This window comes from Rhodanobacter sp. FW106-PBR-R2A-2-24 (genome assembly GCF_058789615.1).
The window spans coordinates 1022388-1044517 of the sequence record NZ_JBYTBV010000002.1; the positions used below are offsets into that span (position 1 = coordinate 1022388).

The 22130-nt window shown below is 68.8% G+C and carries 16 protein-coding genes and 1 pseudogene; 6 read left to right on the forward strand and 11 right to left on the reverse strand.

All coding sequences use genetic code 11. The features are described from left to right. Nucleotides 1-49: 49 nt before the first annotated feature. The 6 genes and pseudogenes from AC3WQA_RS05895 to AC3WQA_RS05920 all read right to left on the reverse strand — a co-directional run. A pseudogene (locus tag AC3WQA_RS05895) lies at nt 50-1723 on the reverse strand (hypothetical protein); the annotation flags it as partial. A 61-nt stretch (nt 1724-1784) separates the two neighbouring features. Then, entirely contained in the window at nt 1785-2798 is a 1014-nt protein-coding gene (locus AC3WQA_RS05900; protein ID WP_492673427.1) for an IS30 family transposase, read from the reverse strand. 14 nt (nt 2799-2812) lie between these two features. Beyond that, nucleotides 2813-2968: a hypothetical protein gene (locus AC3WQA_RS05905; RefSeq protein WP_492674143.1), complete on the reverse strand. Its 156-nt coding sequence runs from the start codon at nt 2966-2968 to the stop codon at nt 2813-2815. Continuing rightward, on the reverse strand, nt 2965-3804 hold the full coding sequence (locus AC3WQA_RS05910) for a hypothetical protein (RefSeq protein WP_492674144.1): 840 nt from the start codon (nt 3802-3804) through the stop codon (nt 2965-2967). Before AC3WQA_RS05910 ends, AC3WQA_RS05905 begins: the two co-directional genes overlap by 4 nt. Nucleotides 3805-3922: 118 nt before the next feature. Beyond that, nucleotides 3923-4615: a hypothetical protein gene (locus AC3WQA_RS05915; protein ID WP_492674145.1), complete on the reverse strand. Its 693-nt coding sequence runs from the start codon at nt 4613-4615 to the stop codon at nt 3923-3925. A gap of 117 nt (nt 4616-4732) precedes the next feature. Then, entirely contained in the window at nt 4733-6532 is a 1800-nt protein-coding gene (locus tag AC3WQA_RS05920) for a type IV secretory system conjugative DNA transfer family protein (RefSeq protein ID WP_492674146.1), read from the reverse strand. 463 nt (nt 6533-6995) lie between these two features. On the opposite strand from AC3WQA_RS05920, the gene AC3WQA_RS05925 reads away from it, so the two are divergent. After that, complete coding sequence (locus AC3WQA_RS05925) at nt 6996-9140, forward strand: putative bifunctional diguanylate cyclase/phosphodiesterase (protein ID WP_492674147.1); 2145 nt, start codon at nt 6996-6998, stop codon at nt 9138-9140. Between the two features lie 73 nt (nt 9141-9213). After that, nucleotides 9214-9738 carry a DUF2127 domain-containing protein gene (locus tag AC3WQA_RS05930; RefSeq protein WP_492674148.1) on the forward strand — a complete coding sequence of 175 codons (525 nt, stop codon included), beginning with the start codon at nt 9214-9216 and terminating at the stop codon, nt 9736-9738. Nucleotides 9739-9786: 48 nt separating this feature from the next. On the opposite strand, the gene AC3WQA_RS05935 is transcribed toward AC3WQA_RS05930, so the two are convergent. Continuing rightward, nucleotides 9787-10566, reverse strand: coding sequence for a SapC family protein (locus AC3WQA_RS05935; protein ID WP_492674149.1), 780 nt, complete (start codon nt 10564-10566; stop codon nt 9787-9789). Nucleotides 10567-10814: 248 nt separating this feature from the next. Between AC3WQA_RS05935 and AC3WQA_RS05940 the strand changes: the two genes are divergently transcribed. After that, nucleotides 10815-11414, forward strand: coding sequence for an HNH endonuclease (locus AC3WQA_RS05940; RefSeq protein ID WP_492674150.1), 600 nt, complete (start codon nt 10815-10817; stop codon nt 11412-11414). Nucleotides 11415-11480: 66 nt separating this feature from the next. Then, nucleotides 11481-13370 carry a 1-deoxy-D-xylulose-5-phosphate synthase gene (gene dxs, locus AC3WQA_RS05945; protein ID WP_492674151.1) on the forward strand — a complete coding sequence of 630 codons (1890 nt, stop codon included), beginning with the start codon at nt 11481-11483 and terminating at the stop codon, nt 13368-13370. 17 nt (nt 13371-13387) lie between these two features. Here dxs and AC3WQA_RS05950 read toward each other — a convergent pair whose 3' ends face one another. The 4 genes from AC3WQA_RS05950 to AC3WQA_RS05965 all read right to left on the reverse strand — a co-directional run bounded on the left by AC3WQA_RS05950 (nt 13388) and on the right by AC3WQA_RS05965 (nt 20273). Further along, the gene (locus tag AC3WQA_RS05950) at nt 13388-14200 is read right to left on the reverse strand and encodes a universal stress protein (RefSeq protein ID WP_492674152.1); all 813 of its coding nucleotides are present in this window, start codon (nt 14198-14200) and stop codon (nt 13388-13390) included. 90 nt (nt 14201-14290) lie between these two features. Further along, on the reverse strand, nt 14291-15142 hold the full coding sequence (gene prmC, locus AC3WQA_RS05955) for a peptide chain release factor N(5)-glutamine methyltransferase (protein ID WP_492674153.1): 852 nt from the start codon (nt 15140-15142) through the stop codon (nt 14291-14293). A 432-nt stretch (nt 15143-15574) separates the two neighbouring features. Further along, complete coding sequence (locus AC3WQA_RS05960; protein WP_492674154.1) at nt 15575-19237, reverse strand: hypothetical protein; 3663 nt, start codon at nt 19235-19237, stop codon at nt 15575-15577. 52 nt (nt 19238-19289) lie between these two features. After that, nucleotides 19290-20273 (reverse strand): ACT domain-containing protein, encoded by a 984-nt coding sequence (locus AC3WQA_RS05965; protein WP_492674155.1) that lies wholly within the window; start codon nt 20271-20273, stop codon nt 19290-19292. Between the two features lie 175 nt (nt 20274-20448). Here AC3WQA_RS05965 and oxyR point away from each other — a divergent pair, with 175 nt between their 5' ends. Further along, nucleotides 20449-21378, forward strand: coding sequence for a DNA-binding transcriptional regulator OxyR (oxyR, locus tag AC3WQA_RS05970; protein ID WP_492676330.1), 930 nt, complete (start codon nt 20449-20451; stop codon nt 21376-21378). Then, entirely contained in the window at nt 21378-21974 is a 597-nt protein-coding gene (locus tag AC3WQA_RS05975) for a hypothetical protein (RefSeq protein WP_492674156.1), read from the forward strand. The genes oxyR and AC3WQA_RS05975 overlap by 1 nt, the downstream gene beginning before the upstream one ends. Nucleotides 21975-22130: the final 156 nt, after the last annotated feature.

Consider the following 22130-nt stretch of genomic DNA (forward strand, 5'->3'; position numbering starts at 1 on the left):
GCGGCACTGATGCCCTGCCTTGCAGGCTTGACCGCCTGATACCCGTCCATCACCGTCCCGGCGATACCTGCATGTCGATCCGCTGAAGCTGCTGCTGGATGTGCTGGCTGAACAGCGCTTGTCCCGCATCGAAGTCCTGTATCTGCTGGATCGACTGCGCGGGCGGCGGCGAAGCATGGCTTACATCGACGGTGGCCATCTGTGGCATCAGTCCGCCGGAGCCCAGCACGACGGCGTGGTTCCGTTCGTCGAGATGGCTCCACTCCAGGTTTTCGCGCGTGATGCCCTTGACATGGCAGGCTGCCGTGCATTGCAGCAGCCGGTTCTCGGAGGCTTCGGGGATGCGCCGGTGCAATTCGTTGTACAAGGCGTGATCCGGGTTTTCCGGGTGGCGCGGGTCATTGCGCGCGTAGCCGTGGGCTGCGACCGCATGCTCTGGTGCCTGATCCGCAGGCACGCCGTGGTGCAGCCACTGTCCCGGGTGGGCGAGCGTGTCGATGGCCAGATCCGCGACGCGAGCGTTGCCGTAGGTGTCGATGACGCGATTGGCGGTGCCGAGCGCACCGGCCTGGACACCCGGGTCGTGGGTGATCGCCACCGCCGCGTCAGCCAGGCCGTGTGCGCTCCGTTCGACCGTTTCCCCGGCCGTGTGCAGGCCGTCGCCCACGCGGTGACCCACAGCCTCGGCGGCGCGCCCGTGCAGGTGGGCCGCTTCGCCGACGGCGGCGCCGACCAGTGGTGCCACCGGGTTCAACGGCATGGCGACGACGCCTGCTTCGCGTGCCAGGCCCGCGACGCGCTCGTCCACCGCATGCACGAATTGGCCGCCCGCTTGAACCGCGATGGCGCCGTGCTGGAGCCCCTGCTCGACGCCGCGTAGCAGTGCGCTCTGCTCGATGGACTGGCGGATGGGTGGATCGGTGTGGACGGCGAGGTATTCGTTTACCTGCCGCTGGATATCGGGTGGCAGGTGCGCCTGCTGGTCGTGCCCTTTTCCCTGGGTTTCGCGCAAGGCGGCGGCCAGTTCGTGGCGCTCGTGGTACACATCGTTGCGGTAGCGATCGATGGCGTCCTTGTGCTCCGCGGAGTTCCGCGCGTACTGCGCCAACCGGGCGGGGGCCAGCACGCTGTCCACGCCGGAGAAGTGTTGGCCGCTGTGGTCATCCAGCCGCATCGCCAGCAGGGCGTTGGGCGGTGGCGACCCTGGCGGCGCCTCCAGGTAGCGCCCGGCGCGCAGGCTTTGCAGATCGTCCGCGCTGGCCAGCGGCACCACCGTGCCGATATGCCGATTGGCCGCGCTCACCACGTCGTTCGCCAGCACGTAGTTGGTGAGGTGGCAGCCGGGCGCGGGCGGGCCTTCGGTCAAGCCTTCGGCGCCGTAGGCATTGAAGGTGGTGCCGGCGAGGCCGAACTTCGCGGCCTCGATTTCCGCCAGCGTGCCGCCAAGGGAATGGCCGGCGACGAAGATGCGATCCATGGGGATTCCCAACTGCTCGGCCTTGGCGATCATGGCCTGGGTAAAAGCGTCAGCGTCGCCTTTTTGCGGATTGACGGCGTCGCGCACCATGGTGGCGTCCACCGCGATGTCCTGCAGCGTGGTCAGCGCGTGGGCGGCCTTGTCGGCCTTGGTCGCGCCCGAAAACAAGCCAGGGTCGGTGCCGCGGTAGGCGATGATGATGTTGTGAGGCTCTGACACGCTCTTATAGGCGGTGGCATGGAAGCCGGTGGACGGGTCGTTGGCGTAGCCGAAGACTTGGCGGTTTCAAGGTCCACGTGCAACATGATCAATGAATTGTTCCGGCGCTTGCTTCGGCGAGCCTCAGGTGGTCGTTGTAGACCTCCAGCGGGGTACGGAATTGATGACGCTTTCGCGGTCGGGTGTTGAGGCTGAGGGCGATCTGGTTGAGCTCGTCCTGGCTGTAGACCGACAGGTCGGTGCCCTTGGGCAGGTACTGTCGAAGCAGGCCATTGGTGTTCTCGTTGCTGCCGCGCTGCCAGGGGCTGTGCGGGTCGGCGAAGTACACCTGCACGCCGGTACGCAAGGTCAGGGCGTCGTGGTAGCTCATCTCCTTACCCTGGTCGTATGTCAGCGTCTTGCGCAAGGCTTCAGGGATGCTCTTCAGCGCCTTGCCAAAACTCTCCAGTACGTCGGCTGCGCTGGCGCTGCTCATCTTGGCCAGCACCACGAAGCCGCTGGTGCGTTCGACCAGTGTCCCCACGGACGAACGGTTGCCGGCGCCCTTGATCAGGTCGCCCTCCCAGTGTCCGGGAATCAAGCGATCCGCCACTTCCGGTGGACGTACGTGGATGCTCTGCATGTTCGGTATCTGGCCGCGTCGATCCATCCCGCGCGTGCGTGGCTTGCGCGTGCTGCGGCCTTGGCGCAGGCAGTCGATCAACTCCTTGCGCAGTTCGCCGCGCGGCACCAGGTACACCGCGGTGTAGATCGTTTCGTGAGACACCCGATAGCTCGCCGCGTCAGGAAAGGCCCTCGCCAGTATCCCGGCGATCTGCTCCGGCGACCAGCGTGCCCGCAACAGCGCCTGCACGGTTTCCCACAGCGCAGGGTCGTCCAGTTTTCGCGTCACGCGCGGTTTGCTCCGGCATTCCCGACTACGCTGATGCGCCGCCTGCGCCTTGTAGTTCGCCGGGTCGACACGTGCCCGGCGGCGCTCGCGACTGATCGTGCTCGTCGCACGTCCCAGCGAGCGGCCAATGGCACGCAGGCTGTCACCCGCCTCCAAGCGGCGCTGAATCTCCACTCGCTCTTCCAGGGTCAGTTCGTTGTACGTTCTCATCGCAACAGCCTATGTCAGAATCGGCAAGGTGTTGCACGTGGAGTTTGAGACGGCCCTTGGTATTTTTTGCCATCCAGTACGACGGATTTTTGCTGAACTACATCGCTATGCGGGCGATTATTGTACGAATCATTGGCGGCATCGGCGCGCACTTGGTCGGCAGCACTCATGGTGTGGCTTCCTTGACGGTGATGGTGGTTCGGAAATAGTTACTGGGGCGCTGGAGCACCTCGGGATCAGTTGGACCGAGATCCAGTGTTCCCGAGCGTGCAAAGGATTGGTTTCCGTACACGCTCTTTTTGAAGTACCTTGTCCACGTACCTTCGTGCAGAAGCGACCCCAACATATCCCCCCAGTTGAACCGGACTCCTTGGGCCACCGCCGAAATACCGACGCTTGTGACGTCCCAGTGGCACACGCCCATGTCAAAGTAGTCCTCATCCTGCAGCTTGTCCCTGTAAAAATAACCCTTCCATGTGTTTTCGCCGACGCGAACCATGTCCACGTCGATGCCTGTGTTGGGTACGTTCTGCGCACCGGTAAACCAATCCTGCGGCACGCATTTCTTGTTGATGACGTCGTAGCCGATATAGGCCTCAATCGAATCCCACGGCCCCGGCGCGTCGGAAGTGGCAATCACCTCATAGCGTTTGACCGGGTGCGGATTAAACGTGGCTTTCGCACTGCCGGCATCGATGGTGTGCGAGCACCCACCCATCGCCAGGGGCAGCAAGGCCGCCGCTGCAAGCTGGTGCAGTTTCATCGGGTCATCCTCTCGGGTGGTGGTTGCCCCGAAGGGCAAGGACAACGGCAGCCGTGGTAGATCCGGCTTGCGCTTTGGCGTTACCGGCAAACCACCGGCAGGCAGCGCGCCAAGGCTGGCGACGGTTCGTGCGTTGATCGTCGCCAGTTCACGCAGCAGCTGCGCGTCGTAGGCCGGATCGCGCACGCCGCGTGCCTTGGGTTGGAATGGATTGTCGCTGGCGTCGTTCGGGGCTTGGTTCATGGCATGCAGCCTCTCGATGGTGTGCACGGGCTGCCGTAGCCAGTCGGCCGCGCGCCGGCAACCCAAACCGGCGCGCACTCCCGAAGACATCCCGTGCAGGAGTTTCCACAACGACCGCCTAAAACCGCTGCACGACCTTGCGCTCCACACAACTCGGATACGGCTCCTTTTCCCCTGCCACCTTCCGACACAGCACGATAGGCGCCAGCTGATTCAGGCGCTGCAACCAGGCGGCGCGATCAAAGGCCAGGGGTGTTGTAGAGGCCTCCCCACGAACAGCCCATTGAACGGTGTAGTAATCTTGTAGCCCCTTGACGACCAGGATAATGGCGGATTCGCTGTAGGGCGCGCCCTTGCGCTCCCCTGCCACGCCACAACCTAGAAACGCCACGAACGCATCATTGCCATCGACCTGCACCGCTTCGACACCCACGCCGGTAAAGGATTCCGGGCACGCCCTTTGGTAGCCGACCCCTAAGTCCGCCGCGATCCCGCTCGGGGTGACACCCGGATGCTGTGTCATGCCCTGCGCGCCAGTCACGGTGATCATCTGGCTCCAGTCATCCACGGTTTCACCCTTCGGCACCGCTTCTTGCCGGTAACTCGGTCCATTGATGTGCTCATCCGACGGAACAAACCCGGCCGGCAGGCTCATCGCCAGCAACTGGCTGAAAATCGGGGTAACGGCCCGTACAGAGGCATCATGTTGCGGCCCTTTGGCTGCAATATCGCGTCCGGCGGCAGGGGCAGCAACGAGACAAGGACAGACAAGACCTGCCGCCAGTATCGAAAACAAGAATTTGCGCAACATGGATACTCCTCCATTCAATCCAAATTGAATTGCCCTATGGCATTGCCTCGTCCACCCGGATCAAGGCATGCCTCCCTCCAACGCTGGCGCCTGCGCGCCGCGAGAGCCATCCGCGCCTTACTGCGCCAGCATGGCCGCCATCTGCGGCGATGCCGGCCGCGACACCTCATGTTCGTCCGCAGCATTCGACGGTGATGCCTGCCGCCGCACCCGCGGCTCGACCACGACCGGCGGCAGCTTCGTCCACGCGATGAAGGTCTTGTCCTTGAAGAACCAGTTCTTCTTCGCCCGGATCGGCTTGCAGCCTTCCATGAAGATCAGCTCGTCGTCGCCCGGAAGTTCCTTGATCTCCTGCGGCAGCATCAAGGCGCGACGCTCCTCCGTGTAGTTGACCGAGACGCTGCTGGTGCCGCTTCCACTGCTGGTGCTGCGATGGCGCCTGCGCACGGTCTTGTAGCCCATCATTTCGCTGTATTCGTTCGCGTCGGCCTGCTCGCGCGGAGTGAACACGATCTGGCAACCGTGGTTGGTGATGAAGTTCTGCGCGTCGTGGTCGCCGTAGGTGCCGCGCAGTTGCGCGCGACTCTGCACGATGCACAGGTCGCGCACGCCGTAGCTGGCGGAAATGGAGATGCGCTTGGCCCATACATCCACCCGGCCCATCGCGGTGAACTCATCCATGAGCATCAGCATCTGGTGCTTCAGATCTGGTTCGTCACCAAGCTGCCGCGTCAGGTTGTTGCCGATCACACAGCTGAAGAAGATGTTGAGCAGCTTGCTGCTTTCGTCGAGCTTGTTGGTCGGGATATCCACGTACAGCGTGGTGGGCTGCCGGCGGATGCGGGTGATGTCGAAGTCCGTGGCGTTGGTGGCGGCGGCCAGGATCGGGTTGAGGAACTGTTGCAGCGGCGCCTGCATGGTGGCAATAACGCTGGAGAAGGTCTGCTCGGCGAGGCCCGCAAGGTTGCTGAAGGTGGTGCGCGTCTGCGGGCTGACGAAGGCATGCTCCTTCGGCGCCGCAATGATCTTTTGCAGCATCGCGTGGGTGCCCTCCCCTTGCGCACCGGATGAGAACCGCAGGATGCGTTCGAAACTGGGAAAGCTCTCCGCGGTGTTCGCCTTGGGGTGCAGCGCGTCGGGCAGGGCGTGCCCCCGGCATTCATGCAGTTGGTGATCCCACGTCTCGAACAGGTACGAGGCAAAGGCCACGAAGGCCGCACGCGACTGACTGGCCCAGAAGGGGTCTTTGCCGGGCTCGTCCGGATAGAGGATGGCGGCGATGGTCTGGATCTCGCCAAGGCGCCTGCCCGCATCCATGCCATCCAGCAAGGTGAACGGATTGAAGCGATCGGTACGCCCTTGCTCGTCGTAGGGCGCCCACACGTGGATGCGCTGCCCCATCGCCAGGCGCCGGCCGCTGGTCGCCTTGCGCAATTCGCCCTTGAGATCCAGCACGACCATCGAGTCCGCATAGGTGCACAGAACGGGGATGGCGACGCTGGTCGTCTTGCCAGAACGCGTCGGCGCGATCATGACGAGGTGCTGCGGCCCGTTCAGCCACAAGTGGCGCCCCTTGACCTTGCCGATGAGGATGCCTTGCGGGGTTTGCCGGAACAAGCCGGCCTTCCCGATGTCGGCCCTGCTGGCCAGGCTGGCGTCGCCATGCAGCGACTGTGCCCCGGGCCTGAACAGCGGAATCAGCAAGACCAGCCACGCCAGCAGCGGCACGCCAAAACCAATGCCGCCGGCCAGCTTGATCCTGCCGACGTAGGCCGCCACCTGCGGCAGATCCAGCACACGGATGTAATCCAGGTAGGTGTGCCAGCTCAGCGACGCCCCCTGCAGGCCCAGCAGCCGCAACACGAGCCAGTTGGCGAAGTACAAGCCACCCGACAGCGCGGCCAACAGCAAAACCAAGGCAACGATCCATTTCCCCTGCCGCATGCGTCAACTCCCTTCGACCAATCGCGCACAATGACTGTGCGGCCACGAACTACCTCTCACGCGTGGCAGGAACCTTAGCGCAGCCACCACAAGACTGCACTATGCGTCGTAGTACCCGATAGGTTCCGTGACCGCGTTCCCTGTCCGCCCCACGTGCGGGACGCCGTGGGAGTCGCCATGCCGTCGCCCGCTTCACTCAAGGCCATGCGCCTGCGGTGTCGGCGAAACGGCTGGCGAAGGTGCTGGAGGCCGTCATCTGAACGCTGGCGCGTTTCCCGCGGCCGTCTCCGTGCCGTCTGCCGGAAACGTCGGTGGAACATGCCGCACGACACGTGATGGTTCACGGGCTTCGGGCGGGCGTCCCCACACGCCCGCCCCCGCATGGCGTAACCTGTGTGCGGGGAGGCGTCGGCGTCGACGCGAGGGCAACCGCAACATGCAGCCTGTGGAGAGTACGACAGCGTTCGGGTACTTCACCCTGGCGCTGCTGGCCACCGCCGTGGTGGCCTTCGCGGCTGGCGTCCAGTTCCTGCTGATCGGCCTGCGCCAGAAAAACGACCGCACCCCGCTGACCTTTGCCCTGCTCAGCCTGTGCGTGGCCACGCTGGCCTGCGCCCGCGCGATGGTCTACAACGCGCACGCCTTCGGACAGGCTGTGCTTGCCCTGCGCGTCGCCACCGGCGCATCGCTGCTGGCCTTCCCTGCGCTGATGCTGTTCGTGGCCAGCTATACCCATCGCCCCGTGCGGCGTCCGCTGCTGGTCGGCACGGCGCTGGTGACCCTGCTGCTGTTTGCGCTCAACCTGCATGAGCCTGGCACCGTGCTGGACGATGCCCTGCGCCCGGGCACGCCGCTGCGCCTGCCGTGGGGCGAGTCGCTGTACATGCTCGACGGCACGGCCTCGGTCGCCGGCCACCTGTTCTACTGGCTGAGCTACGCGGTGTTCCTGTGGGCGTTGTATCGCGCGGCGCGCCAGTACCGCGCAGGCCAGCGGCTGCGCGGCGCACTGCTGGGCACCTGCCTGTTGTTGCAGTTTGTCGCCCTGTTGTGGACGGCCGTCATGGTCAACATGCTGGGCAAGCCCTATCCCGCCATCGATGTGTTCGCCTTCCTGTCGTTCGTGCTGCTGATGGCGCTGTCATTGATGGGCCAGATGCACGCGCACGCCGTGCAGATCGAACGCGGCGCCAACGCGCTGCGCAAGGAGGCCGCCACCCGCCACCAGGCCGAACTCGATTTGCGCCACGCCGCCTTCCACGACAGCCTGACCGGCCTGCCCAACCGCTTGCGCGCGCTGGGCGTGCTCTGCGAGCTGATCGCCAGTGCGGAACCGGCCGACCGCCACGGCGCCGCGCTGATGATCGACCTGGACAACTTCAAGACCATCAACGACTCACTGGGCCACCATGTCGGCGACCGTGTGCTCGAAGCCATCGCCGACCGCATGCTGGCCGCGATGCCCGACAGCACCACCGTGGCGCGACTGGGCGGCGACGAGTTCGCGATACTGCTCGACGCCACGGACGCCACCAGCGCCGCCGCCGCCGCACGCGGCCTCGCGGTGGCCGAAGGCCTGCTCACCTGTCTGCTGCCGCCGCTGGCCATCGACAGCCGCGTGCTGGCGGTGGGTGCCAGCATCGGCGTGGCCACCTTTCCCGAGCCCGGCATGCGGGCCGCCGACATCATGCGCCGCGCGGACATCGCGCTGTACCGCGCCAAGGCCGCCGGCCGCCAGGCGGCACGCCTGTTCCAGCCGCAGATGCAGGACGACGCCGACACCCGGCTGGAACTCGAGCGCGGCCTGCGCGTGGCGCTGGAACGCGGCGAGCTGGCGATGCATTTCCAGCCGCAGCTGGACATGACCGGCCGACTGATGGGCGCCGAGGCGCTGCTGCGCTGGCGGCACCCCGTGCTTGGCGAAATCACGCCGGACGTGTTCATTCCGATTGCCGAGGAAACCGGGCTGATCCACGCGGTGGGCCACTGGGCCATCGCCCAGGCCTGCCAGCAACTGCTCAGGTGGCGCCGCCTCGGCCTGGATACGGGCTGGCATCTGTCGGTGAACGTGAGCCCGTGGCAGCTCGCCAACCCGACCTTCGTCGAGCAGCTCGCCGGACAGCTCGAAGGCGCCGGCGTGCTTCCCGCCGCGCTCACGCTGGAGCTGACCGAAAGCGCGCTGCTCAACGATTTCGAGGCCGCCCGGCGCACCTTGCAGCGGCTCTCCGAGCTCGGCTTCCGGCTTTCGCTGGACGACTTCGGCACGGGCTACTCCTCGCTCGCCTACCTGCAGCAACTGCCGCTGGACGAACTCAAGATCGACCGCTCCTTCGTGCGTTCGCTGCAGCCCACCACCACCGATCCGCTGGTCGGCTTCATCATCGACGTCGGCCGGCGCCTGGGCATGACCACGGTCGCCGAAGGCGTCGAGACGCAGCAGCAGCGCGGCATCCTGGCCACGCTGGGCTGCGACCTCGTGCAGGGCCACCTGGTGGCGCCGCCGCTGGACGGCGAGGCCTTCATTGCCTGGCTGCGCGAACACGCCGCGCGCGCTGCCGGTCGCACGGCGGCCGCAGCGCCCTGACGCGCCCCGGACGCCGCGCACCGCCGTTCATCCGCCAGCTGCCACAATGGGCGCCCTGCCTGCAGCCTTCGACATGACCGCGCCCCTTGCCGCCGCCCCGCCAGCCTCACCCCATCGCGCCGGTTTGCGCGTGATCGCGGCCTACGAGATCGTCAAGACGCTGTGCCTGGTGCTGGTGGCCATCGCCGCCTTTCACTTCGAGCACCAGCAGAATTTCGAGCGGCTGGTGCACTGGCTAGAACACCTGCCGCTGACCGGCAGCAGCGCGCTGCGCTGGCGCATGGTCGACGAGCTGCAGGCCTTCGGCCCGGCCCGCTTCGTGGCGGTGGGCCTGGTGGCGCTGGGCTATGCCGTACTGTTCGGCATCGAGGGCGTGGGCCTGCTCATGGGCAAGTATTGGGCCGAGTGGTTCACCGTGATCGCCACCGCCTCGCTGATCCCCATCGAGCTTTTCGAGACCCTGCGCCACTTCGGCTGGCTCAAGTTCGCCGCCCTCATCGGCAACGTCGCCATCGTGGCCTACCTGGTGCGCGTCGCCATGCAGACGCGCGCGGCGCGCGCCTCACTGCGTGCCGGCGCCCCCGCGCCGGCCCCATGAAAAACGCCGCGATGCGCAGGCATCGCGGCGTTCCCATCAAGCAGTGACTCAGTTGCGCGACGCGGTGGCCGACTCGGCCTGCTCGCGCTGATCCAGCCGCTGGGCCAGGCGGTCGATGTTGGCGAGCGACATCAGGTGGGCGTAGATCCAGCCCAGCACGCCTTCGCGCAGGAACTCGTGCGCGGTCTTCTCGTCGAGCGCGCGCAGCTTTTCCTCGTTGACCACGAACATGCCGTTCAAGTTGATGACGCGGCCGTTCGGATCGTCCTGCGCGCCCTTGCGCAGGCTGAGGTTGCGCGACTCGAGCAGATCATGCTGGCGCAGGCGGTCGACGAAGTTGCGGGTGTTGGTGACGTTCTGCTGGAACTCGCCCAGGAAACCCACGGCGCGGGACAGCAGTTCGGTGTCCGTGCCGTCCTCGTTGAACAGGCGCTCGCCCTCGGTCGAACCGAAACCCTCGTAGCCTTCGTCGAGGAACACGGCGAAATCGTCGCCCGGCTGGCCCGGCGGCTTCTCGGCCAACACGAACGGGTAACGGCGCACGAAGGCCGGCACGTAGACGTTGGCTTCCCACTGGCCTTCCGCGTTCACCAGGAGGTTTTCGTTCTGGCGCAGGCCCAGCAGCGCCACCGGGCCGACGTCGCTGAGGTCGTTGCCGGCGAACACGATGGGCAGATCGCGCGCGGCCAGGCCGAATTCCACGCCGGTCAGCGGCACGGAGTGCGCGGAAAGCGCGAACTTCATGCTCGGGATCGGCTTCAGGCGCAGATCCTTGTGTGCGGTACGGTTGAGCGGCACCGGGCGCTCGTAGAAGATCACTTCAGCCACGTTACTTACCTCTGCCCCGCCGTGCCGGGGTCGCCACCAACGGCGGCCCCTACCAAACCCGGCGTCGGGTCCACGAATGAACGGCCACTATATCAGCGCCCACGGCCCGGCGATAACCCCCGCACCGCGCCGCCTATCTGCTTGACGACACAGAAGCTTTTACCTGCGCATCGGCGCCAAAGTGTTCTATGCTGCGACGCACCGGGCACCGTTGCATGGCGCTTTCTCGCTGGGAAGGACGACACCATATGCTGATGGACGTCGTGAACCGGGCCGATCTCCATTCGACCCGCGTGCTGTCGCTGGACGCCGCCGGCCGCATCCTCGACTGGATCAGTTGGCAGGACGCCGCGTGCCTGTACGTGCGCGGCGTGGTGGCGTGGACGCTGGGCCAGCCCTGCCTCAGCCTGCACGGCGGCTACAACCGCCGGCTTGGCATGCAAAGCCGCCTCGCCCTGCACCCCATCATCGCCAGCACCGGCCATTGCAACGCCCGCGCCATCGACCCCGCACCCGCGCTCACCAACACCGCCCTGTTCGCCCGCGACCGCCATCTGTGCCTGTACTGCGGCGAGCACTACACCCGCGCCGAACTCACCCGCGACCACGTGCAGCCGGTGTCCCGGGGCGGTCGCGATGAATGGGAAAACGTGGTCAGCGCCTGCCTCGCCTGCAACCTCAGGAAAGGCAGCCGCACGCCGCAGCAGGCCCACATGCCGCTGCTCGCCGTGCCCTACCGGCCGAGCTGGGTGGAGCACCTGATCCTCTCCAACCGCAACATCCTCGTCGACCAGATGGAATTCCTGGTCAGCCACCTGCCGCGCGAGCGGCGGCCGGCGCTGGCCTGACTCCGCGCCCCGACACGCCAGCCTCCCGCCCTTGCCCCGCCAGGCCGCTGGGCCAACAATAGGCCAATGAACGACCCCATGAGCTACCCCCACCTGGCGACCATCGCGTCGCCGGCCGACCTGCGCCGCATCGCCGACGAGGAGCTGCCCGCCGTCGCCGACGAGCTGCGCGCTTACCTGATCGAATCGGTAGCCAGCTCCGGCGGCCACTTCGGCGCCGGGCTGGGCGTGGTGGAACTGACCGTGGCGCTGCACCACGAGTTCGACACCCCGCACGATCGCCTGGTGTGGGACGTGGGTCACCAGTGCTACCCGCACAAGATCCTCACCGGCCGCCGCGACCAGATCACCACGATCAAGCAGAAGGACGGCCTGGCACCGTTCCCGCGCCGCGAGGAGAGCGAGTACGACACCTTCGGCGTGGGCCATTCCTCCACCTCCATCTCGGCGGCGCTGGGCATGGCGATCGCCGCCCAGCGCAAGGGCGACCACCGCAAGGTGGTGGCGGTGATCGGCGACGGTGCGATGACCGCCGGCATGGCCTTCGAGGCGCTCAACCACGGCGGCGACGTCGAGCCCGACATGCTGGTGGTGTTCAACGACAACGGCATGTCGATCAGCGAGAACGTGGGCGCGATGACCAAGATGATGTCGCGCGCGCTGGCCAGCCGCCGGCTCAACGCGGTGCGTGAGCGCGCCAAGCGCGCGTTGCCCGCGCACACGCTGCGCGGCCGCTTCTTCAAACGCTGGGAGGAGCACGCCAAGGGCATGTTCGTGCCCTCGACGCTGTTCGAGGAACTGGGCTTCCACTACACCGGCCCGGTGGACGGCCACGACCTGCCGGCGCTGCTGCGCGCGCTGCGCACGGTGAAGCATCTGCCCGGCCCGCAACTGCTGCACGTGCTCACCACCAAGGGCAAGGGCTACGCGCCGGCCGAACAGGCACAGATCGAATACCACGCGGTCGGCCCGTTCGACCCCGAGGCCGGCCTGGTGAAGAAGGCCAAGCCGGCGCGACCCACCTATACCGACGTCTTCGGCAACTGGCTGTGCGACCAGGCCGCCGCCGACGAGCGCCTGCTCGGCATCACCCCGGCGATGCGCGAGGGTTCCGGCCTGGTGCGTTTCTCGAAGGAATATCCCGAGCGCTACTTCGACGTGGCGATTGCCGAACAGCACGCGGTGACGCTGGCCGCCGGCATGGCCTGCGAAGGCGCCAAACCGGTGGTGGCGATCTACTCCACCTTCCTGCAGCGCGCCTACGACCAGGCGATCCACGACGTGGCGCTGCAGAACCTCGACGTCACCTTCGCCATCGACCGCGCCGGCGTGGTCGGTCCCGACGGCGCCACCCACTGCGGCAGCTTCGACCTGAGTTTCCTGCGCTGCCTGCCCAACTTCGTCATCATGGCACCCGCCGACGAGAACGAATGCCGGCAGATGCTCTCCACCGGTTTCCAGCACGCCGGCCCCGCCGCGATCCGCTACCCGCGCGGCACCGGCCCCGGCGTGGCCGTGCGCCCCGAACTCGGCAGCCTGCCCATCGGCAAGGCCGAACTGCGTCGCCGCGGCCACGGCCTGGCCCTCTTGAGCTTCGGCGCGATGCTGGCGCCCGCCGCGGTGATCGCCGGCGAGCTGGGCGCCACCCTGGTCAACATGCGCTTCGTGAAACCGCTGGACGAGGCCTTGCTGGTGGAACTGGCGAAGAGCCACGACGCCTTCGTCACTTTGGAAGACAACGCCATCGCCGGTGGCGCAGGCAGCGCCGTGGCCGAATGCCTGGCCGCCCACGGCATCACGCTGCCGATCCTGCATCTTGGCCTTCCAGACGTCTATCTGGAACACGGCACGCGCGAGGAAGTGCTGAGCATGGCCGGCCTCGACCTGCCGGGCATCCGCCACGCCATCCGTGCGCGCTTTCCGCAGGCCGGCGCAGTCATCCAGGCCAGCGCGTAGGCCCGCGCAGCCTCGCCTCAATGCCGCAGCAACAGCGGCAGCTCCGCCCACTGCAACGCGTCGCGGGTGGCGCCGCCCAGCACCCATTCACTGAAGCGGCTGCGACCGTAGGCGCCCATCACCAGCAGGTCGGCGTGAAAGCGCGTGGCGGCATCGAGCAAGGCGCCGCCGGCCGTATCGGCCTTCGCCTCGATCCGCTGGATCTCCACCGTCGCGCCATGCCCGCGCAGGTAGGCGGCCACGTCGAACGGTGGATGCCAAGCCAGCCCGGGATAGGCCGGACGCTCTTCGCCCAGCAGCAACAGCACCTGCCTGCCGCGCAGGAAGGGCAGCGCTGCGTGCAGCGCGCGCATCGCCTCCGGCGAGCCGTTCCAGGCGAGCGCCGCGCGCTCCACCGCATGCCAGTGGTGAGCACCGCGCGGCAACACGAGGCAAGGCGCGCCCGCGCGCAGCACGATACCCGGCAGATCCGACGCATGACCAGCCTCCTCGCCGGCGTGGTCGAGCACCAGCAGGTCGTGGCACAGCGAGGCCTGCGCCAGCGCCTCGTCGGTGCGCCCCTCGACCACCCACCAGTCGACCGTGCCGACGCCCAGCGACGTCGCCGTATTGATAAAGGCCGGCCTGGCCGCGACGGCCTCCTCCACCGAGCGGCGCATCTGCCCGATGAGCTCGGCCAGGAGTTCCGGCTCCATGGTCGAACTGAGGTAATCGGGCACCGTGAACACACCGGTCAACGACGCCGACCACGCAGCAGCAAGTTCGGTGGCGCAGCGAACCGCCGGCGTGGGTGCATCGTGCGCGCGGGCGTAGACCAGGATCTCATGCATGGCAAGGTTCTCCGTTAGCTCAGTCCTCCGGCGCCCGGCGCCGGCCCAGCCGCATCGTGCGCCGGCCAAACCGGCCCATCTTGACGCCGGTCAACCCTGCGGGGTGGCTGCGTTCAATCGCCGCAGCTGCCCGCCGCTCACCCGATCCCGCGCCTCCAGATCCGGCGCGGTGAAGACCTCCGTGTAACCCGCCGCGCGCAGCAGTGCGCGCGCGGCTTCGCCCTGGTGCCAGCCATGCTCCAGGAGCAGCCAGCCACCGGGAACAAGCTGCGCGGGCGCGTCGGCGACGATGCGACGGATGGCGTCCAGGCCGTCGCGCCCCGAGGCCAGCGCGGCCGGCGGCTCGTAGCGCAGGTCACCTTGCGCGAGGTGCGCGTCACCCGCCTCGATATACGGCGGGTTGGAAACAATGAGGTCGAAGCGCTCGCCGGCGAGCGGCGCCAGCCAGTCGCCTTCGGCGAAGCGCACATTGGCGATGCCCAGGCGCCGCGCATTACCACGTGCCACGGCGAGCGCGGCCGCGCTCTGGTCGGTGGCGGTCACGTGCGCCTGCGGACGCTCGCTGGCCAGGGCCAGCGCGATGGCGCCGCTGCCGGTGCCCAGGTCGGCCACGCGGCAGGCGGCATCGGGCGGCAGGCGCGCCAGCGCCAGCTCCACCAGCAGCTCGGTTTCCGGGCGCGGAATCAGCGTGGCCGGCGTCACTTCCAGCTCCAGCGTCCAGAAGCCGCGCCGGCCGGTAAGGTAGGCCACCGGCTCACCCGCCGCGCGGCGTTCGACGAGATCGCAAATAGCCGTCTGGACGTCCGAAGCTAACGGGTCGTCGGCGTGTGCGTACAGCCAGCTGCGCGCCTGGCCGAGCACGTGCAGCAGCAAGGCCTCGGCATCGGCGCGTTCGCCCAGCCTGGCGGTGGCCGCCGCCAACGTTTCGCGCACGCTAGGCATGCGGCTCACCCGGCAGGGGCGGCGGCGGCACGCTCGCGGTGCGATCCACGCCGGGCCGGGGTTCGGCGCGGCGCCAGTAGCCGCCACGGCTCCATGCCTCGAACGCCCAGCGCAACCAGCCCACCAGCTCGTAGGCCAGCCACAGCGCCCAAGCCAGCATGGCGAGCTTGTACCACCACAGCGACACGCTGAGCACGCCGGCGGCCGGCAAACTGCCGCTGCTGCGGTCGGCGAACCAGTGCAGCGCCCAGGCCGTCGAATCGTTGCCGGCCACGTGCATGTCGGGCTGGCCGAGCAACCCCCTGGGCACGGCTCCCACCAGCACCAGCAGGGCGAACACAGTGAGCACGGCCAGCCCCAGTTGGACGAGGTTGAAGCGCCAGCGATCCCAACCGGCGGGTTCGGCCAGCCGCGCGCGCAGGCCAAGCAGGATCAGCCAGCCCACCACCAGCGCGAAAGCGCCCCAATCGAAGGCGGAGAACCCCAGCCCCAGCAGCAGCCAGTGACGCAGGCGCAACGGCGTCGGCGCATGCCGCGCCAACAGCCAGGCGACGAGCAGCAGCACGGCCAGCTGCGACCAGTACAACACGGCCGGCCCGGTGGCCGGACCCAGGCCCACAGCACCCAGCGATCCTGCGGCAGGTCGAGCTCGCTGCCGAGATTGGCGGCAGGCGCGGCCAGCGCGAACGCGGGCAAGCTGGCGCGTGCGGCGATGCCCTGCGGCATGCGCAGATGCAGCTGGTAGCCATGCGGCCCCGGCAGCAGCGGCAACCCCAGCTTGCCCTGGCGCACGGTGAGGTTCAGCGTCTCGCCGTCGCGGCTGGCGTCCAGCAGTTCGGCCCCCGCCGGCAGCGTGATGGCGTGCTCGCCGCCACGGGTGCTGCGCGCGTCGAGCATGAGCGTCGCGTCGGTGGCGCGCTCGCCCACGACGGCGTTGAGCTGCACGCGGTCGAAGGCCAGGCTGCCGCCGTCGACGGGTGCCGGCCGGCTGAAGGCCAGTTGCAGGGTTTCGCCGGGCAGTGGCTGAAAGCGCAGGCCATCGTCGTCGGCTACCGCCGGCACACCGCGCGCCCGCACATGCCACCAGGGCGCCGCGTCCACCGCCCACACTTCGGCGCGCTCGTGCAGCGGCGGCGCCACGAGCGCCAGCGTGTCCGCGTGGTCGAGCCGGCTCGACCAGCGCAGCTCGCGCATGCCGGCGCTGAAGGCCAGCTCGATGCGGCCGTCCTTGACCGGCACGCCATCGCCCAGCGGGTGTTCGCCGGGCAGGAGCGGCAGCTCGAGGCTGAAGCCGCCACTGGCCGGCGCGATGCGTTCCACCGTGTTCTCCACCTGCCAATCCACGCCCAGCAACAGCCGGCGGGTGAGCCGCACGTAGGGCGGAAAATCCTGCACCGGCGCGGCCTGGCCCGGTGTCGCCGCCACGGCGCGCTGGCGCTGCAGGCTCAGGCTGTCGCCAAGCAGGCGGCCATCCTGCACGCCATCCACCGTCCAGCCCGAACCGCTGAACAGCACGCGCTGCGGCGACAGCGGAAACCGCAGGCTGATGCTGTCGGCGGCGGTGCCGAGGCGGTAATGCAAGACCACCTGGTGCACGCCGCGCTCCAGCCGCAGCAACACGGCGCCGCCCTGGCGGCCCAGCACGGCATCGTGGCCGTCGGCCTGCGCGCCGGCGAGGGTCAGTCCAGCATCGCTTTGCGGCAGCGGCACGGCCACGCTGGCGCCGGCATGCACCTCCAGCGCGAGATCCAGCGTGTCGCCGCCGAGCGTGAGCCGGGCCTGCGCCACATCAGCGCAGGCGGGCGCGCATTTCGGCGCCTCGGTGAGGCGTGCCTTGAGCTGATCGAGCATGTCCTGGCTGGGCAGGTTTTGCGCATGCGCGGGCAACATGGCCAGCAGCAGCACGGCCGCGGCGCCCGTGGCACGCAGCCCCGCCCAGCGCACCCGCCAGGGCTTGAGCGTGGTGGCGAGGCGCGCCAGCAGCGCCGCCAGCAGGCCCACCAGCAGCACGCGCAGCAGGCGCACCAGCCAGCGCGGTGCGATCACCAGACGCGTGGTCTGCCCCGGCTGCACCGGGCCAGACCAACCCAGCCGGTAGTCGTTGCCCTGATTCCATTGCGGCGTCCCCGCGCCGGCCTGCACCACCCCGTGGCCGACGTAGCCGCGCAGCTCGGGCGGCGACGCCAGCGCACCAGTCACGCCGATGCTGACACCCGATCCTTGCGGGCCGGAAGCGGCCATGCTGGCCATCGCGGACACGGCCGGCGGCGCGGGTGGCGCGGGTGGCGGCGGCGCCATCCGGGCCGCCACCTTGGCCGACGGCGCGGCCATCGGCGCAGCCATTTCCGCCGCCGGCTCGACAAATTGCACCTGCACTGCCCGCGACTGCGCAAAGCCTTCCAACTGCGGATGCAGGGCGTACTGCAACTGCGTGGCGGCGAACGGCAGGCTCCACAAGGCGGCCAACACCAGGGCGGCCGCCGCCAGCGCGCGCAGCGCCGTGCCCAACCGCCCCTGCGGCAACGCGCGCAGCAGCAGGGCCAGCAGCAACACGACCGCCAGCGTCCACAGCGGCGCGCCATGCTCGTGGCGACCCAGCGCCAGATAGGCCGCCGCGAGCAGCGCCCAGCGCCAGCCCAGGAGACGCCCCGCCAGCATCGCCAGCAGCGCCAGCACGAACAGGTCGAGCAGGCTCCACCGCGCGAGCCAGGTGTCGTTGGCCCGGTCGGCACCCGGCGCGGCGATCAGGCGATAGCCGTAAGGCAGGTGCACGGTGGCGTCGATGCCATCCAGCGGCAGCTGCCAGCCGGTGTCGGGGATCGCGCCGCCGGCCGTGGGCAGGCGCAGACCGGCCGCGAGGTCGAGCGCGCGGGCACGCAGTTCCACACCGCTGCGACCGGCGTCGCCATGGCTGATCTGCAGCGGCTCGCCGTCCAGGCTGGCCCGCTGCAATTGCCACGGCGCGGCCACGTCCAGCCGCTGGCGCTGACGCAGCGTGCCGCGGAGCTGATCCACCGCGCTCCAGCCACCACCGTCGAAATCCAGCCACAGGCCGCGTTCGAGGCGCAGCTGGTCGCCCTGCCCGCCGGCCACACCGCGCTCGCCGACGCGCACGACGAGGCCATCGGCATCATCCATCGCAAAAGCCGGCAACTCGCGCCACGCCCCGGGCACGCCGGCCTGCGCGGCATCCACGCCCTGGCCTTCGGCGCGACTGCTGCGCAGCGCGGCGGCATCGGCATAGCTCCACACTTCCTGGCGCGGCCACGGTGCGGGCGGCAGTTTCAGCGCGAGGCGGCTCACCGGCGCCGTGGCGCGCGCCTGCAGCGTGAGCGTCCAGTGGCCAGGGCGCAGCTGCACGCGCAGACGGCCATCGCCCTCCAGCCGCGCCGGCAGCTCGCCGGCAAGCGCCGTGGCGACGAAGCCGGCCGGCAACACCGGGCCGAGCACGGTCTCGCGCGCGCTGCCGGCCACGTCCAGTTGCAGGCGCGTGGCCAGCGTCGCCGGCACGCCGTCGCTGAGCTTGCGGTAGACCCGCAGCGCCAGCGCATCGGCGCGGCGCTGCGCGGCGGCGGCCTCGCCCAGGGTGAGCTCGCCGTCGTTGCGCTCGAGGTGCGTCACCGGCTTGCCGTCCACGCTGAGCACGACGAGGCCGATGGCCGGGGGCAGCGCCAGCCGTGCGGGGCGGGCCGTCCACGGCAGCGTGCCGCGCACCTGGTAATCGCCCGGCGCCAGGTACAGCATCGGCCGCCCCGCGTGCGCGAGCACCACGGCGCTCTGCCGGTTGACGTCAACGTCCTGCGGCCAAGCACGCGCATCGCCGGGCAAGGCCACCCAGCTGGCGGCATCCACATGCACGGCCAGCGTGAAGTGGCCGCCATCGGCGCCCGCATCGAGGGTAAGCCGACCCGGCCAGGCGCACTGGTAGCTGCCCGCGCCGGGCTGCCGGTTGGCGAGGAAGGGGCAATCGTGTTCGGGCGCGTCGTGCAGCACCCAACCCTGCCAGTCGCGCAGCGGCGGTGGTACATCCTGCGCCATGAGCGGCGCGGCAAGCAGCAGGCCCAAGCCCAGCCAAGCGATCAATCGTGCCAGCATGCCCATCTCCCTATCCGCACCCGGTCGGCGCAGTGTACGGGAACGGCGGTGGCTACTCGCCGATCGCCAGCACGCAGTCCTCGGCGCCATAACTGCGGCAGCACACCGGGAAGATGCTGAAGCCGGGCTGCGCCAGCGTCGGCCCGAGCAGGCCTTCGAGGAAGCCGCTGTAGAAGCCGCAGCCGGAGTGGCCGTCCGCGCCGCACAGCGGGCTGGCGTGGATGTGCAACTGCTCGCCCTGCAGGTCCACCTCGACGAAACCGTGCAGCGCCGGCACCGCGATGGCGGCCAGCGCCGTATCGAGCGCCAGGCCGGTGTCCATGGCGTATTGCTGCGCGAACACCCAGGCGCCCAGCCGCTGTCCGAGCAGTTGCAGGCTGGCGGCACGCGCGCCCGGCGCCAGCGTCTGGTCGAGCCTGGCCAGGTGCGGCAACACCTGCGGATAGTCGGCCTGCAACCGGGGCAGCGCGGCATCCACCGTGGCGACATCGGCCGGCAGTTCGACCAGCTCGACAAAGGGCGCGGGGTCGGGCGCGGCCGGCGCGGCTGGCGTGCTGCGCACCACCAGCAGCTCCTCGAAGGTTTCCGGCGGCTCGACCTGAGCGATGGCCTCGGGCACCGCCAACATCGCCGGAGGCGGTGGCAGCTCGACACGCGGCACCGCTGCGGTGGCTTCCTGGCCGGCGGGCTGGGCCGCCGCCTTCGCCTCCGGTTCCGGTGGCGGCGCAGGCGGCGCGGGCGGTGGTACGTAATCGCTGACGACCTGCCGGGTGACGGCAAAATGCGGGTGCATGCCCTCGTCGGCGGCATCCAGCAGCTCGAAGCTCACCAGCCGGTCGCAAGCTTCCAGCGCGGAGCGCAAGGCGCGCTTCTTGAACCACGAACCCCGCACGACCATGCTGAGCAAGCTGCCGTGCGGGTCCTGCGTCAAGCGCTGCCGCAGCAAGGTGAAGCCACATTCGTTGGCCAGGCGGCCCACTTCGATGAGCAGACCTTCGCGCGACAGCGCGAGCGTCTGGATTTCCAGCGCGATCATCAGTCCCCCTGTGGACTGTGGCCGGCAACGGCCGGGATGTTGTTCTGCCGAAATTGTAGCGCCGCTGTTCCGTGCCCCCGCCATCGCATCATGCCCACCCCGTCACGTCTGGAGCCCGGCGCCGCGGGGCATGGCCTATCATGCCGGCTCCAGCCACCACCGACCAAGGCTGTCGATGAACCTGCGCGACCTGCACTACCTGGTGGCCCTGGCCGAGCACCGCCACTTTGGCCGCGCCGCCGAGGCCTGTTTCGTCAGCCAGCCCACGCTCTCCACCCAGATCAAGAAGCTGGAGGACGAGCTGGGCGTGACCCTGGTGGAACGCACACCGCGCCGGGTGCTGCTGACCACGGTGGGCCGCGACATCGTGGCGCGCGCACGCGACGTGCTGACCGAGGTGGAACAGATCAAGGGCATCGCGCGGCGCACGCTGAACCCCGAGGCCGGCACGCTGCGGCTGGGCATGTTCCCTACCCTGGGCCCCTACCTGCTGCCGCACGTGGTGCCGCGCTTGCACCAGCGCTTTCCGCAGCTGGAGTTGCTGCTGGTGGAGGAAAAGAGCGAGGAACTGCTGCATCGCCTGCGCGAGGGACGGCTGGATGCCGCCCTCCTCGCCCTGCCCGTGCACGACGACGGCCTGCATGCCGAGTTCCTGTTCGAGGAACCCTTCGTGCTAGCAGTGCCGCGGAATCACCCGTTGGCCGCGCGACCGGCGCTCAAGCTCGCCGATCTGGACGGCCAGAACCTGCTGCTGCTGGAAGACGGCCACTGCCTGCGCGAGCAGGCGCTGGCGGTTTGCCAACTGGCCGGGGCCAACGAAAAGAACGGCTTTCGCGCCACCAGCCTGGAGACCCTGCGCCAGATGGTGGCCGCCGAGGTGGGCATTACCCTGCTGCCCACGCTGGCAGTGAAACCGCCGGTGGCGATGCTGCCCAACGTGCGGCTCATCGCCTTCCGCGGCAAGCACCCGCCCAGCCGGCGCGTCGCCATGCTGTGGCGCAAGAGTTCAGCCACCGGCGACCTCCTCATGCGCCTGGCCGAGGTGCTGCGCGCCCTGCCCGCCGGCCTGCTCGATCCACCCGACACAGCCCCCGGAGCCGGCTGATGCGCCGCCCCTGGCTCATCATCGCCTTGCTGCTGGCACTGTGGGCCGGCTGGTCGCACTGGCGCACGCGGCCCGTGCATCCCGGTCCGGGCGAGATCGCGCCGGACGATCCGGTGCAGACTGCGCTGCCGGCGCCAGTGGCGCCGATCCGCGTCGGCGCTTTCACCCTCACTCCGCGCGCGGATTTCAGCCTCACCGCCCGCGTGCTCTCCACCGAGCGCTACCGCTTCGATGCCGGCGCCGCGCTGGTGCCGGAGGATTTCGCGCTGGGCTGGGGCCGCATGTCCGACAGCGCGGTGCTGCAGTCCATCGACATCGCGCAATCGGGCCGCTTCTACTACTGGAGCGTGCACGAGTTCCCCATCCCGCGCCGCGAGATCGAGATCCACAGCGCCAACATGCACCTGATTCCCGCCGATGCCGGCGTCCGCCGTGCACTGGCGCGGGCGCGCGTGGGCCAGGTGATCGCGCTGCAAGGCTACCTGGTGGACGCCGCGCGCCCCGACGGCTGGCACTGGCGCACCTCACTCACGCGCGAGGACACCGGCGACGGCGCCTGCGAACTGTTCTACGTGAGCGCGGCGGACGTGCCCTGAACGACGCTGTCCAGCCAAGCTAGCCGTCCCCTTTCCCCTCGACGCCCCCAGGGAGTCCCCTTGCGGGTGAGAAGGTGGCCCGAAGGGCTGGATGAGGATTCAGGCATAGCGAAGGGTCACACGCCGGCCAGATCCCCGTATGTCGCGACTCGCCCG